This window comes from Acinetobacter sp. IK23, from assembly GCF_035615275.1.
Taxonomy (GTDB): Bacteria; Pseudomonadota; Gammaproteobacteria; order Pseudomonadales; family Moraxellaceae; genus Acinetobacter; species Acinetobacter seifertii.
The window spans coordinates 15270-30205 of sequence record NZ_JANBNX010000028.1; the positions used below are offsets into that span (position 1 = coordinate 15270).

The 14936-nt window shown below is 39.3% G+C and carries 14 protein-coding genes; 11 read left to right on the forward strand and 3 right to left on the reverse strand.

Features of this window, described 5'->3' with window-relative positions; all coding sequences use genetic code 11:
- Positions 1–42 precede the first annotated feature (42 nt).
- The 4 genes from fdhD (at position 43) to epmA (ending at position 3477) form a co-directional block, all read left to right on the forward strand.
- Positions 43–834, forward strand: coding sequence for a formate dehydrogenase accessory sulfurtransferase FdhD (fdhD, locus tag MSG95_RS15650; protein ID WP_004699781.1), 792 nt, complete (start codon positions 43–45; stop codon positions 832–834).
- Positions 835–941: 107 nt separating this feature from the next.
- A complete protein-coding gene (locus MSG95_RS15655) occupies positions 942–1334 on the forward strand; it encodes a YkvA family protein (RefSeq protein WP_004699783.1) in 393 nt (130 codons plus the stop codon).
- Between the two features lie 104 nt (positions 1335–1438).
- Positions 1439–2506: a 4-phosphoerythronate dehydrogenase gene (locus MSG95_RS15660; RefSeq protein ID WP_004699786.1), complete on the forward strand. Its 1068-nt coding sequence runs from the start codon at positions 1439–1441 to the stop codon at positions 2504–2506.
- On the forward strand, positions 2503–3477 hold the full coding sequence (gene epmA, locus MSG95_RS15665) for an EF-P lysine aminoacylase EpmA (protein ID WP_004699788.1): 975 nt from the start codon (positions 2503–2505) through the stop codon (positions 3475–3477). The genes MSG95_RS15660 and epmA overlap by 4 nt, the downstream gene beginning before the upstream one ends.
- Before the next feature lie 57 nt (positions 3478–3534).
- On the opposite strand, the gene MSG95_RS15670 is transcribed toward epmA, so the two are convergent.
- Both MSG95_RS15670 and radA read right to left on the reverse strand, forming a co-directional pair.
- Positions 3535–4515 (reverse strand): Tim44 domain-containing protein, encoded by a 981-nt coding sequence (locus MSG95_RS15670; protein WP_004699790.1) that lies wholly within the window; start codon positions 4513–4515, stop codon positions 3535–3537.
- Positions 4516–4597: 82 nt separating this feature from the next.
- Positions 4598–5986 (reverse strand): DNA repair protein RadA, encoded by a 1389-nt coding sequence (gene radA / locus MSG95_RS15675; protein ID WP_004699791.1) that lies wholly within the window; start codon positions 5984–5986, stop codon positions 4598–4600.
- Positions 5987–6325: 339 nt separating this feature from the next.
- On the opposite strand from radA, the gene MSG95_RS15680 reads away from it, so the two are divergent.
- From MSG95_RS15680 to MSG95_RS15705, 6 genes are all read left to right on the forward strand, one after another.
- Entirely contained in the window at positions 6326–7849 is a 1524-nt protein-coding gene (locus tag MSG95_RS15680; protein WP_004699794.1) for an alanine/glycine:cation symporter family protein, read from the forward strand.
- Positions 7850–8150: 301 nt separating this feature from the next.
- Positions 8151–9557, forward strand: coding sequence for an amino acid permease (locus MSG95_RS15685; protein ID WP_031944427.1), 1407 nt, complete (start codon positions 8151–8153; stop codon positions 9555–9557).
- A gap of 140 nt (positions 9558–9697) precedes the next feature.
- Complete coding sequence (lptM, locus tag MSG95_RS15690; protein WP_004699798.1) at positions 9698–9922, forward strand: LPS translocon maturation chaperone LptM; 225 nt, start codon at positions 9698–9700, stop codon at positions 9920–9922.
- 22 nt (positions 9923–9944) lie between these two features.
- The gene (lysA, locus tag MSG95_RS15695; protein WP_004699801.1) at positions 9945–11195 is read left to right on the forward strand and encodes a diaminopimelate decarboxylase; all 1251 of its coding nucleotides are present in this window, start codon (positions 9945–9947) and stop codon (positions 11193–11195) included.
- A gap of 5 nt (positions 11196–11200) precedes the next feature.
- The gene (dapF, locus tag MSG95_RS15700) at positions 11201–12046 is read left to right on the forward strand and encodes a diaminopimelate epimerase (RefSeq protein WP_019457312.1); all 846 of its coding nucleotides are present in this window, start codon (positions 11201–11203) and stop codon (positions 12044–12046) included.
- Positions 12047–12148: 102 nt separating this feature from the next.
- On the forward strand, positions 12149–12754 hold the full coding sequence (locus MSG95_RS15705; RefSeq protein ID WP_004699806.1) for an alpha/beta fold hydrolase: 606 nt from the start codon (positions 12149–12151) through the stop codon (positions 12752–12754).
- 49 nt (positions 12755–12803) lie between these two features.
- Here MSG95_RS15705 and MSG95_RS15710 read toward each other — a convergent pair whose 3' ends face one another.
- The gene (locus tag MSG95_RS15710) at positions 12804–13427 is read right to left on the reverse strand and encodes a LysE family translocator (RefSeq protein ID WP_025469078.1); all 624 of its coding nucleotides are present in this window, start codon (positions 13425–13427) and stop codon (positions 12804–12806) included.
- A gap of 164 nt (positions 13428–13591) precedes the next feature.
- On the opposite strand from MSG95_RS15710, the gene xerA reads away from it, so the two are divergent.
- Entirely contained in the window at positions 13592–14479 is an 888-nt protein-coding gene (gene xerA / locus MSG95_RS15715) for a site-specific tyrosine recombinase/integron integrase (protein WP_077165743.1), read from the forward strand.
- Positions 14480–14936 lie beyond the last annotated feature (457 nt).

Genomic DNA, 14936 nt, shown 5'->3' on the forward strand with positions numbered 1-14936 from the left:
GGCGCTCTAAACAAGCGCCATTTTGAAATAAGGGAAATAACTTTGACACCACATGCTTATGGGGTTGAAACATTACAAGTACAGCGGTTTAACAAAACCGAATCTGAAAATGTTTTAGATCATATTGTGCAAGAGTACCCAATCGCCTTGGTGTATAACGGTATTTCACATGCGGTGATGATGGCAACACCAACCGATGTCGAATTATTTGCCAAAGGTTTTAGTCTCTCTGAAGGTATTTTGCCCAGTTTAAAAGAGCTATATGCGCTTGATGTACATCAAAGTGAATTGGGCATTACGGTGGAAATGACCATTTCATCGAGAGCATTTGCTGCTTTAAAACAACACCGCCGTATGATGGTAGGTCGTACAGGTTGTGGTTTATGTGGCATTGAAAGTTTGGAGCAGTTTCATTTAGATGTTCCCAAAATTACAACGCATGCATCAAAAATATGGCTTGAGCAAATTCCGAGTGCTATTTCCCATTTAAAAGCCCAGCAAGAAATTACCGCTTTAACAGGTGGAGCACATGCCGCAGCTTGGGTGGTTGATGGTCAAATCGTGGCTTTATTTGAAGATGTTGGCCGTCATAATGCCTTGGACAAATTAATTGGTTATTTAGCGCAAGAAAACTACGACACCAGTTTAGGTTTTGTGGTCATGACCAGTCGAGCAAGTTATGAACTAATACGAAAATGTGCCCAGTTGAATATAAGTTTACTGGCTTCAATTTCAGCACCGACCAGTATGGCTATTCAATTAGCTAAACAATCTGGTCTGACATTGGCAAGTTTCTGTAGGGGAGACAGGTTTGTTTTATATACTGACATTTAAAATATATTTGTCTTAAAACAAAGCTCATCTGACATTTCTGTTGCTTTTAAGCTATGGGTAGACTTTATAGATTATGATAAAACTCTACAGGTTCAGAGACAGTCCAAATGTCTTGGGTACAATCACTAAAAGAATGGGCAAAACGTCTAAGAAAACAGATTGTTATGCTTTGGTTTGCATCAAGACATCCTCAAATGCCTTGGTTGCCAAAAGTTATTGCTGTAGTGGCTGTAGCTTATGCTTTTAGTCCTATCGACTTAATTCCAGATTTTATTCCTATTTTGGGTTTTGTAGATGATGCGATTATTTTGCCCATACTCATTTGGTTAGCACTTCGGTTTACACCAGAACAAGTCATTTTTGATGCAGAACAGCAAGCGAATGAATGGCTAGAGGAACATGAAAAAGCGCCACGAAATTATTTAGTTGCTGTACTCATTATTCTAATTTGGATAACACTTGCACTCATGGCTTATTTTTATTTAGGCGGTGGTTTGTAGATAAGCCAAACTTAGAAACCCTGCGTGAATTTAGCGCCCTGAACATTGTGCTTTACTGCAACTCAAAGGATAATAACGTTTTTATAAGCTATGAGTTGCAGACAATGAAAATCGTCGCAGATGAAAACTTGGCATTTACCGATTACTTTTTTTCAGAATTTGGCGATATTCAACACCATGCAGGACGCACCTTAACGCACGCAGATGTAAAAGATGTTGAAGCTTTATTGGTTCGCTCAGTCACCGCAGTGAACGAAAGTTTAATTCAAAACACAGCTTTAAAATATGTGGGTAGTGCCACAATCGGAACCGATCATTTAGATATTCAAGCCCTTGAAAAGCATGATATTACATGGGCCAATGCAGCAGGTTGTAATGCACAAGCGGTTGCTGAATATGTGATTACTGCTTTACTGCATTTAGATGTGAACTTTTTAGAACAACAAGAAAAATTTACGCTAGGCATCGTTGGTCTTGGAAACGTGGGGAAACGTTTGGCCTATATGGCTCGGTTGCTTGGCTGGAACGTCATTGGTTTTGACCCCTATGTGCAGTTAGATTCAATTGAAAATGTAAGCTTTAAAACCCTATTGCAACAAGCCAATGCTATTTCAATTCATGTACCGCTCACCAAACACGGTGAGCATGCGACGTATCATTTGTTTGACGAAAATGCTTTTGCAGCGCTTCAACCTAACACAATTTTAATTAATAGCGCTCGTGGTCCAGTCGTGAAAGAAGCCGCTTTAATGCAAGACATTCAACGTACCCAGCGTAAAGTCGTGCTCGATGTATTTGAACATGAGCCAGTGATATCAGATGAGCTTTTAAATATGTTAGCGTTGGCAACACCGCATATTGCAGGTTATAGCCTCGAAGGTAAGGCTCGCGGTACACAAATGATTTATGAAGCGTTTTGCCAAAAATTTGGATATGACATCAATAAGCGTTTCGAGACTCAGTTGCCTGCATGTGAAGACTATTTTTCAGGACAAGATTTAAAAGCAGTACTCAAGCAAAAACTATCTCAGATTTATGATATTGCTCAAGATGATGCCAACATCCGTGCCTGTGTTAAAGACGGTAAAGTAGAGCAAAAAGCATTTGATTTATTACGTAAGAATTATCCGCTGCGCCGTGAATGGGCAGCACACGGGGAACCACAGGCATGAGTTTAAGTTATCAACCTACTTGTTCAATTGATGCTTTAAAGGCTCGTGCTAAGCTTTATACCCAAATTCGTCAGTTCTTTGCAGAACGTGATGTCATGGAAGTTGAAACACCAATCGTTTCACAAGCAGGCGTTACCGATGTGCATTTAGCTTCGGTTCAGACTTTGCGTCATATTCATGGCAAATTGCAGACTCAGTATTTACAAACCTCGCCAGAGTTTGCCATGAAACGTTTGCTAGCAAGTGGTAGTGGGCCGATTTATCAAATCTGTAAGGTTTTCCGAGATGATGAACACGGGCGTAAACACAATAGTGAATTTACCATGCTTGAATGGTACCGTCCGGGTTTAGACTTAAAAGCATTAATGCATGAAACAGCCGATTTATTACAAACTTGTTTGCAGCATCGTTTTGGTGAAGTTCGTCCATTTATTTTAAGTTATAAGCATGCTTTTCAGGACCGTTTAGACATTAACCCTTTGCAGGCCACTTTGAAACAACTCAAAGATACAGCAAATCGTGTGGGGTTAAATCTCGATTTAGGTGACGACCGCTTAGCTTATATGGATTTGTTGTTTTCTCATTTTGTTGAGCCAAGTTTAGGTTTTGATGCACCTGTCTTTTTAACTGACTTTCCACCAGAAATGGCGTCTTTGGCGAAAGTGAAAGTAGATGAAGATGGGGAAGAGGTCGCAGCGCGTTTTGAGGTCTATATCGAAGGTCTGGAACTTGCCAATGCCTACGATGAATTGCTCGATGCAGACGTGTTACGTTCACGCTTTGAAGCAGATAATGCAGAACGGGCTAAGCAAGGGCTTCATGTCATGCCCTTAGATGAGCACTTATTGGCTGCGTTACCTCACATGCCTGAATGTTCAGGAATTGCTTTAGGCATAGACCGTTTACTCATGGTTGCAACCGATCAACTTAAAATTGAAAAAGTCATCGCATTTCCAGCCGAAATTGCCTGAGGGCGAGCAAATAAAAAAGCCACATATTGTGGCTTTTTTATTTAGAGCTTAGTTAAATTAAGCTTGTTGAATACCTGCAACAACCCAGTCTTGCTGAGAGCCAACAGGTTTTACAAAGTGCCAGATTTCAGTAAATGGCTGTGGCAAGCTATTTAAATCTTCACTTACTGTACCTGTGAAGCGTACGCTCACAATGTATTGACCATTTTCAGTCGCACTGTCTACAACCATTGCATTTAAGTTACTAAATTCAGCAACGTCCTGATCTTGATTCTCCATGATGTCGTTATACATAGAGTTATAAAGCTCAGGTGTTAAGTAGCGACGAATTTCTTCAACGTTACTTGCACTGTTAATTGACTGAATGTGGTTAAAACGCTGACGAGCAACACGTAAGAAAGAAGCAGGCTCGCTACCATCTGGTAACTGGTTGCCGTTACTTGTTGTTGCACCACCAAACGGAGCCTGAGTTGCAGCTGTACCGCCAGCAACCGACTGACCAAAAATATTGGTGTTGTCGTTTGAGTTAGTTGGCGTAGCCGAACGTCCAAAAGTGTTTTGACCGTTGCTGTTTGGAGCATAAGGATTATTCGCTGCTAATTTTTTTTTCCCGCCAAATTTGCGAAATACAAAAAAGGCAACAGCAGCAGCAAGTAATACCCATAACCAACCTGGGATACCACCTTTCTTCTCTTGTTGTTGAGCAGCTTGTTGCTGATTGTCTGGCTGGGTTACACGTTGTTCAGTTGATGTTGGTTTATCATCAGCTAAAGCATTTGCTGCAACAGCACCTACGGCAGCACCAGCTACACCAGCCGCAACCATTGAACCCACACCCGGACCAGATCTTTGAGGTGCTGTAGCAGGTTGTTGAACTGGAGCCACTTGACGAGGTTGTTGATATGACTGGCTTGAAGTGGTAGAGCGTGCCATGCCGTGGCTTTTACCACCACCTGCACGTTTTGCTTCAGCAAGCGGAGAAATTGCCAAAGCAGCCATTAAAATACCCGTTATCAAGCCGCGCTGGTGTACTTCCATAGGAAATTCCTGTTTAAAATTAATTTGTAATTGTATTTATGCAGCCATTTACACTAAATTTCAACTATAAAAATATGTTTTTTTATGTCAATTCATCACTGAGTTGCATTGCTTCAGTGAGGGCTTCATGTAAGCGTGCCACAGCAATCACTTGAACGCCCGGAATCTCTTTTTGTGGTGCGTTGCCTCTAGGTAAAATGACATATTTAAAGCCATGTTTTGCTGCTTCTTTCAAGCGCTCTTGTCCATTTGGTACTGGGCGAATTTCACCTGAAAGTCCAACTTCACCAAAAACTGCAAGTTGCTGTGGTAATGCTTTGGTACGTAAACTCGAAGCACAGGCAAGTAAAACAGCTAAGTCAGAACCTGTTTCAGTAATTTTTAAACCACCGACAATATTGACATAGACATCTTGTCCTGTGGTTTGCACACCACCATGACGGTGCATGACAGCAAGTAACATGTTTAAGCGGTTTTGTTCAAGACCAAGAGCGACACGTCGTGGTTGTCCTTGCGCATCATCGACTAAAGCTTGAACTTCAACCAAAAGGGGGCGAGTACCTTCACGGCTAATCATAACAATTGAACCGGGAATGGCTTCATCATAACGACTTAAGAAAATAGCAGAAGGGTTGGCTACTTCGCGTAAGCCTTTATCGGTCATGCCAAATACGCCAAGCTCATTCACTGCACCAAAACGGTTTTTAACAGCACGAATCATACGATAACGTGAGTCTGACTGACCTTCAAAATAAAGTACGCAGTCCACCATATGTTCTAAAACACGTGGACCTGCGAGCGCACCTTCTTTGGTCACGTGACCAACAATAAAGAGTGCCGTGCCACTATTTTTTGCATAACGGGTCAATAAAGCAGCAGATTCACGAATTTGTGAGACACCCCCTGGTGCAGATTGGAGCGTTTCTGTGTAAAGCGTTTGAATTGAATCTAAAATTGCAACAACAGGTTTTTCTTGCTCTAAAACTTCACAAATGCGTTCAACACAGGTTTCAGCCATGACTTTTAATTGGTCAGTAGGCAAGTCAAGACGCTGAGCACGTAAGGCCACCTGAGACAATGACTCTTCACCCGTAATATAAAGTGCAGAGCTTTTTGCACTTGCCATATGGGTTGCGGTTTGCAAAAGAATAGTCGATTTACCAATACCAGGGTCACCACCAATCAGTACCACTGAGCCTGTGACCAAACCACCACCAAGTACACGGTCAAACTCGCTAATACCTGTAGGTAAGCGGGTTTCATGAGAAACCGAAACTTTATTTAGTGTTGTGATATTGGCAACTTGGCCTGCATAACCCCCAATTTTAGGACGCGCGCGATGGGCTGTAGTTGGCTCGAGTTTGACTTCAGTCAGAGAATTCCATTCACCACATTCTGAGCACTGACCAGCCCATTTAAGATGATCGGCACCACATTGCTCGCAACGGTAAACAGTTTTGGCTTTACTCATAAAAAATTGAAATTTTGCTCGATATTATATAAATATAGTTCTTAGGAGGTTTTTCATTCTTTTTCCAAAAATTTTCATAAAAGATAATATGGAATTTGAAGAGATCTTCTAAGGAACTAATAAGGGAAAGACACCAAAAATAACACGATATAAGATTTTTACAAGTCAGATAGAGTTTGTTTTCAGTGGATATAAAAAATCTAAGCTATCCCCAAGGAAGGTGTTTTTACTGAGGTATATATCTCACTGTTTATTATAAGTATGGCATGGATATTGCTGAAGTGAAAATGAACAAAATAATATGAGTATTGTATTTTAAAAATACAAAGGTTGATATCTATGAGTGCAGCAGAAATTGTTGATTGGATTAATGGCATTATTTGGAGTAAGGCACTTATTTACCTGTGCTTAGGCGCGGGTTTATTTTTTTCTATTTTGACAAGATTTGTTCAAGTGCGTCAAATGAAGGAAATGGCTAGACTATTAATAAAAGGGACTTCTTCTGAACAAGGGATTTCATCTTTTCAGGCTTTAGCCGTTTCATTATCTGGTCGCGTGGGTGTGGGTAATATTGCAGGTGTTGCGGCAGCAATTGGCTTTGGTGGGCCTGGTGCTGTCTTTTGGATGTGGTTAGTTGCATTTTTAGGAGCAAGTACGGCATACGTAGAATCGACTTTAGGTCAAATCTATAAAGTTGAGTATCAGGGACAATATCGTGGTGGCCCAGCATTTTATTTTGATAGAGGTTTAGGTCAGCGTTGGTTAGGAATTGTATTTGCTATTGCAGCTATTGTTTCTTGTGGTTTGTTCTTACCGGGTATTCAGGCAAATGCTGTAGGTAAGGCGTTTACTCAGATTACTGGTGAAGGAACAATTATATTTGGTGATATTGGTTTATTTAAACTTGTTGCACTTGTCGTAATTGTTGGTTTACTTGCCATCATTATTTTTGGTGGTATTAAACGAATTGCGCGGTTTGCTGAATTTGTTGTTCCATTTATGGCAGCTGGTTATATTTTAATGGCTGTTGTAATTGTTATTGCAAATATTCACGAACTACCAGCAGTAATCAAATTAATTTTTAATGATGCTTTTTCTCCTATGGCAGGTCTTGGTGCTGCGATCGGCTGGGGAGTAAAACGTGGTGTTTATTCAAATGAAGCTGGGCAAGGAACTGGTCCACACGCCGCCGCTGCTGCCGAAGTTCAGCACCCGGCTCAACAAGGTTTTGTTCAGGCATTTTCTATTTACGTCGATACTTTATTTGTATGCTCAGCTACTGCCTTTATGATTTTAATTACTGGCAAATATAATGTGCAAGGAACATTAGAGGCGGGTCAGTTCATTTTGCAAAATGTTGAAGCTACTGTGGAATTAGGTTCTCCTGCATTTACACAGATGGCAGTAAGCACAATGTTTGGTAATTTTGGTCAGATTTTTGTGGCTTTAGCTGTCTTCTTCTTTGCATTCACTACTATAGTTGCTTACTACTACATTGCTGAGACTAATATTACTTATCTAAGTTATATTACAAAATCTCCATCTTTATTATTTGTGACGAAGTGCTTCATTATTCTATCTGTATCTTATGGAGTTTTAAGCGCGACAGGCTATATATGGGGAATAGGTGATATTGGTGTAGGCTTAATGGCATGGATTAATATTGTCGGGATTATTGTGACTTATTTTGTATGGAAGCCAACAATTAAAGCACTAAAAGATTATGAAACGCAGCAAAAAGCTGGAGTAAAAGAATACACTTTTGATCCTATTAAATTAGGAATTAAAAATGCAACATTCTGGGAGGAACGCTTGAAGAAAAAACAAGAAACAGATACACAGTTGAAAAAAACAGGTAGTTAAATTTTAGAGATAACATAACTCACAAAAGGTGGTCATATTGACCACCTTTTTTTATATGAGATTGATCATTAAATGAGAAACTGCATGTTCCAAAGATGTGCGTTGTATTGCTTGATTCTTGTGCGTATTATCAGATTTAATGGTATGTATCTTTAAATTATCAGCCATACAGACAAAATTGGTTAGCTGAAAAGTTGTCAAAAAATATACATTTAAAAGATACCTGCAAATGGTGCGATATCGTCTTTTTGATTTGGATTTAGCTAACGGACTAAAAAAATTACTGGAGTGTATTCATAAAATGTCGAATCAAAATCTGAGTGAGCCTCATGAACAAGGTGAACTCCATCGAAGCCTCTCTAATCGGCATTTACAGCTGATCGCGATTGGCGGTGCAATTGGTACTGGATTATTTATGGGATCAGGCAAAACAATTAGTCTTGCTGGTCCATCGATCTTATTCATTTATTTGATTATTGGCGTGATGGTGTTTTTTGTCATGCGCGCGCTTGGTGAATTACTTCTTTCAAATCTTGCCTATAAATCATTTATTGACTTCACCACTGATTTAATCGGTCCATGGGCGGGTTACTTTGTGGGATGGACATACTGGTTATGTTGGATCACGATTGGTATCGCTGACCTTTCTGCAATTATCTACTACTTACAATTCTTCAATAATGGTCTACCTTTCTCGCCTGTCGAAGGGGCAATGATTAGTGTTGCCGCTATTGTATTTATTATGGGTTTAAACCTACTGACAGTACGTTTATTTGGTGAGTTAGAGTTCTGGTTTGCACTCATTAAGATTTTAGCAATTATCATTTTAATTGCTGTAGGTCTATGGATGATCTTTACTGGCTTTACGTCTAGTACGGGTGAGGTTGCTTCATTTACTCATTTGTGGGCGAATGGTGGTTTCTTCCCAACAGGTGTACATGGCTTCTTGGCTGGTTTCCAGATTGCAATCTTTGCTTTCGTTGGTGTCGAACTTGTGGGAACAACGGCTGCGGAAACAAAAGATCCAGCACGTAACTTGCCAAAAGCAATTAACTCCATTCCAATTCGTATCATTATTTTCTATGTGTTGGCATTGCTTATTGTGATGTCTGTAACGCCGTGGAATAGAATTGATCCAGCGATTAGCCCGTTTGTAAACTTGTTTAGCCAAGCAGGTGTTGCAGCAGCAGCAATCTTGATGAACTTGGTGGTACTGTCATCAGTGATGTCATCAATGAACAGTGGCGTGTTTTCAACAAGTCGTATGTTATTTGGTCTATCGCGTGAAGATCAGGGACCAAAAGCTTTTGGTAAACTTAACAAACGTGCAGTACCTGCAAATGCATTGTATTTCTCTGCTGCGTGTTTATTGTTAGGTGCAGCATTACAGTATTTTGTACCTAATACAGTAGAAGCATTTACGCTAGCAACGACGCTTTCAACCATTCTGTTCATTTGCGTGTGGTTACTTATTATCTGGAGTTATATCCGTTACTACACGACGCGTCCTGAACTGCATGCCAAATCAACATTTAAATTGCCGGGTGGTTTATTTACCTGTTGGATCACGATTATTTTCTTTGTGGGCATGATTTACGTGTTGTCTTTAGAGCCAGACACGTTTAAAGCGCTTAAAGTCAGCCCAATTTGGTTTGTTATCTTGATCATTGGTTATTTCTTCTTTTATAAACCACGTCATAAAAAGTAATGAAATTGATTTGCTTATGACTAAACGCTGGCTGAAAAGCTGGCGTTTTTTATGCATATTGTTTTTCTCTTTAAGTTTACTCTTTAGCCGCTTGCATGATCACGGTATACTGCATCGAATTGTTTAAATCAGGTGCTCAGATGCTTCGTGTCATTTGCCTCATCAGTTTATTGAGCAGCAGTATTTTGCTTACAGCTTGCGGTCAGTCAGGAGCATTGCAGCTACCTTCTGATCCAAATTATGACAACCGTGCAAAATACTTGCTTTATCGTAATAAAGAATCAAAACCAGCTGTGCAAAAGGATGAAAAGTCTGAACAGCCAGTCGAGTCATCATCAGCCCAAAACCAAACTACATCACCTTAAGCTTTGAAATAAGGACACATTCATGAGTTTCACTCGCATTAATGGAGTATTGCATGCAGAGCAATGTTCTATGGAGCAGCTTGCGCAGCAATTTGGCACCCCTTTGTATGTTTATTCAAAAGCGGCTTTTGAAAAACATTACTTGGATATGGACCGTGCTTTTGACTTTATTGATCATCAAATCTGTTTCGCGGTGAAATCTAACTCAAATTTAGCGGTTCTTAGTGTCTTGGCAAAACTTGGTGCGGGTTTTGATATTGTATCTGGTGGTGAGCTGGCACGCGTTTTAAAAGCGGGTGGGGATGCATCTAAAGTTGTTTTTTCAGGTTTAGGTAAAACCGAAGCAGATATTGAAACATCACTCAATGTAGGTATTGCTTGCTTTAACGTAGAGTCTTATGCCGAATTAGACCGCCTTCAAAAAGTGGCAGCTCGTTTAGGCAAGAAAGCGCCGATTTCTTTACGTGTAAATCCAGACGTTGATGCAAAAACGCATCCTTATATTTCAACTGGTTTAAAAGAAAATAAATTTGGTATTCCAAGTGATACCGTTTATGAAACTTATCAATATGCAGCTTCTTTACCTAATCTTGAAATTGTAGGTATTGATTGTCACATTGGTTCACAGCTCACTGAAACTAAACCGTTTGTTGATGCTTTAGACCGTGTCATGCTAATGATTGATGAGTTGAAAAAACTTGGTATCAATCTTAAACATATCGATATCGGTGGTGGTTTAGGGGTTTGTTATAAAGATGAAACACCGCCAAGTGTTGAAGAATATGCAAACTCTATGAAACCAGCTTTAGAAAAGTTAGGTCTTAAGGTTTATATGGAGCCGGGCCGTAGCATTAGTGCAAATGCGGGTGTACTTTTAACTAAAGTTGATTTGCTTAAACCAACTACACATCGCAACTTTGCCATTATTGATGCAGCAATGAATGATTTGATTCGTCCTGCTTTATATGAAGCTTGGATGGATATTCAGCCTGTTGTACCACGTACCGATACTGAAGAAAAAGTATGGGATCTCGTTGGTGCGATTTGTGAGACAGGTGACTTTATTGGTAAAGACCGCTCACTCGCATTACAAGAAAATGACTTGTTGGCTGTACTCGGTGCAGGGGCTTATGGCTTTGTCATGAGTTCAAATTACAACACGCGTGGCCGTGCTGCAGAAGTCATGGTATCAGGTGAAAAGAGCTATTTAATTCGTGAACGTGAAACGGTTGAGTCGCTTTGGGAAAAAGAACGTTTATTGCCTGAGGAGTAAATGAGATGTTATTAGAATTTACCAAAATGCATGGCCTAGGCAATGACTTTATGGTGGTTGACCTGATTAGCCAAAGAGCTTACTTAGATACGGCAACCATTCAACGTTTGGCAGATCGACACTTTGGTGTTGGCTTTGACCAGCTTTTAATTGTTGAGCCACCAGATTTACCAGAAGCTGACTTTAAATATCGCATTTTCAATGCAGATGGTTCTGAGGTTGAACAGTGTGGTAATGGCGTACGTTGTTTCGCTCGTTTTGTACATGAACGTCATTTAACCAATAAAACCAACATCACCGTACAAACCAAAGCAGGTATTGTAAAGCCAGAGCTTGGGCAAAATGGTTGGGTGCGCGTAAATATGGGCTACCCAAAGTTTCTACCAAATGAAATTCCATTTATTGCTGAGCAACCAGAAGCTTTATATACACTTGAGTTAGCAAATGACCAAAACATTAGTATTGATGTGGTCAACATGGGTAACCCACACGCGGTCACTATTGTTCCAGACGTACTCACTGCTGATGTAGCAGGTATTGGCCCACAAGTTGAATCACATCAACGATTCCCTGAACGTGTGAATGCTGGTTTTATGCAAGTAATTGATGAAAAGCATGTGCGTTTACGTGTATTTGAACGTGGTGTAGGTGAAACACTCGCTTGTGGTACAGGAGCATGTGCTGCTGCGGTCAGTGGCATGCGCCGTGGTTTGCTTGCTAACTCAGTTGAAGTTGAACTTGCCGGCGGTAAGCTACAAATTGAATGGCAAGAAGGTGATGTTGTTTGGATGACTGGTCCAACAACCCATGTATATGATGGGCGTTTGGATTTACGTTATTTCCAAGGTTAATCGCTTAGCCTAAATAGAAGCCTCTTTTCATCAGTTAAAGTGATAAAAGAGGCTTTTTTTATATGTACAATAATTTTTTAATTTCATTACTTTATAAAAAATATGAATAATTTAATTTTCTTACCCGGTGCGTCAGGCAGTACTGCATTTTGGCATCCTTTAATTGAAAAATTACCTCAGCAATACCGTACAAAAATTATTGGTTACCCTGGTTTTGGAGATACACCAGAATCCCTTGAAGTGAAGAGTTTTGAAGACCTAACAAATTATGTGGTCGATCAAATTAATGAAGAATCTATCATTGTTGCCCAATCTATGGGTGGGATTTTTGCCGTTGCCGCAGCGCTACAAAAACCTCATTTGGTGAAAGGGCTGGTCTTAATTGCTACTTCTGGTGGAATCAACCTTAAAAGATTTAATGTTCAAGACTGGCGTGAAGCATATCGCCAAACATTTTTAAAATATCCAGATTGGTTTGTTACCACTCATGCTAACTATGAAGAGTTTTTGCCAGATATAAATGTTGAAACTTTATTAATCTGGGGCGATAACAATCCAGTGAGCCCAGTTCAGGTAGGTCAATATTTAAATCAAAAGTTTGAAAAGTCGACGTTATATGTTGTGAAAGGTGGGGACCATCAATTAGCAGAAAAAAAAGCCGATGAAGTTGCAGTCCAAATAGAAAACTACTTAAAAGGCCTAATGTAATTTTTTAACTCTTATTTAGCGTGCTATGCCTTAGCACGCTTTTTAAAATTTATCTCTTACTCAAAGCTAATTTCAATGCGAACAACACAAAAATACTGCCTGTAATTCGGTCCATATATTTCACAAACTTAGGTTGCTTTAAATAACGTGAAAGTGATTGCATGGCTAGAATTAATAAAGTTAACCATAACATTCCAATGATGACATGAATCATCACCAGCCCCATTACCCAAATGAAAGCTGATGCTTGTGGTGGAATAAACTGTGGAAGAAATGAAATATAAAAAATTCCGACTTTTGGATTAAGTAAGTTACCCAAAAAACCTTTAACAAACCAATTCTGTGAAGAAGAGGCATTTGAGTTGCTTTCTTGCATATCTGTGAGTTGGCTACGTGGTTTTAAGATCATATTTAAACCCAACCACGCTAAATAAGTGGCTCCCATCCATTTCAGAATATTAAAAGCTAAATCAGAAGCCATGAGTAAAGCACCCAGACCACAAGCAACTACAATTCCCCAAGCAATACAACCAAGACAAATGCCTACAGCTGCTTGAAATGCTTTTGATTTACCTTCAAGTGTAGCGGTACGAATAATTAAAGTCGTATCTAAGCCAGGAGTAAGCGTAAGTAAAGTAATGGCAATTAAGTAGGGAATGAGTATGGTAGTCATGACAGCAAGGTTCCGACGAATACTTAAAGTGAAGTGTAATATATAAGTTAGATTCATTATGCTGTGCGATATGAAATTTTCATGATCAATTAGTTTTTGGTACACTCAAAAAAATGGGTAAATAAATGGAGAGCAATTTGGATTTTGCATTACAACTGCTCTCGATGTGGTTAAAAGAAAGAAAAATTCAAAATCAGTCTGAGCATACAATCACGGCTTATGAGCGAGATGTGAAAAGCTTTCTTGAGTTCTGTGACTCAAAAAAAATTGATTTAAAAAATGTTGAAGCTTCAGATTTACGTGAATATCTAGCTCAACGTGTTGAGCAAGACCAGTTAAGCGCAAGTAGTATGCAGCGTCATCTTACTTCTATTCGTCAGTTTATGAAATGGGCTGAACAGGGCAAATATCTAGAAATTAATCCCACTGACGATTTTAAGTTAAAACGCCAGCCTAGACTCTTGCCGGGCATGATCGACATAGAAACGGTTAATCAAATTTTAGATCAACCCATGCCGGAAAAACCAATTGATCAGCAGCTTTGGTTAAGAGACAAAGCCATGTTGGAACTACTGTACTCAAGTGGTTTACGACTCGCTGAACTACAGGGCCTAACCATTAAAGATATCGATTTTAATCGTCATCTTGTTCGTATTACGGGTAAAGGAAATAAAACCCGTATTGTCCCGTTTGGGAAAAAGGCAAAAGAAAGTCTATTGAACTGGCTCAAAATTTATAAAATCTGGAAAGGGCATTTTGATCAAAATGCTTTTGTATTTATTTCACAGCGTGGTGGTGTACTCACTCCACGGCAAATCGAGAAACGTGTAAAACTTCAGGCGCAAAGAGCCGGTGTAAATGTCGATTTACATCCGCATTTACTTCGACATTGTTTCGCTAGCCATATGTTATCGAGTAGCGGTGATTTGCGTTCAGTCCAAGAAATGTTAGGCCATAGCAACTTATCGACTACGCAAATTTATACGCATATCGATTTTGATCATTTGGCTCAAGTGTATGATCAAGCTCATCCGCGAGCGACCAAGCATTAAGTCATTTAAGTTAAATTATTTATCAATACGCGACTTTGATTGCACTAAATAAGGTGAATGTAGAGATCATTTGTATTTATTTACAAATTTGTATAAAGAAAAAGGGTGAAATTACCCAATTGACCATTTTGATCTTTGCACAATTTGTCAGCATATATAGCCTGAAAACGACAAATTTTGAGTCTTTTACACCGTGCTTATGCTTCTTACTAATAAGGTAAATAAAATAAAAAGATAATAAAAATCAATGTATAAAATAGACTTTAAAAAGAATAAAATAGAGGGTAATCATGTATAAAATTTTTTTTATGAACTGATGATTTCATTTTTTTTGTACTGTTCCAGAAAATTGTGACTTGACCGAAATGCCAAACACATTGCAAGATAGGGTACCTAAAAAATTTTAATCGAAGAGTTAATATACTTTTCTCAACATTTACTTTTGCTAGAACAGCCG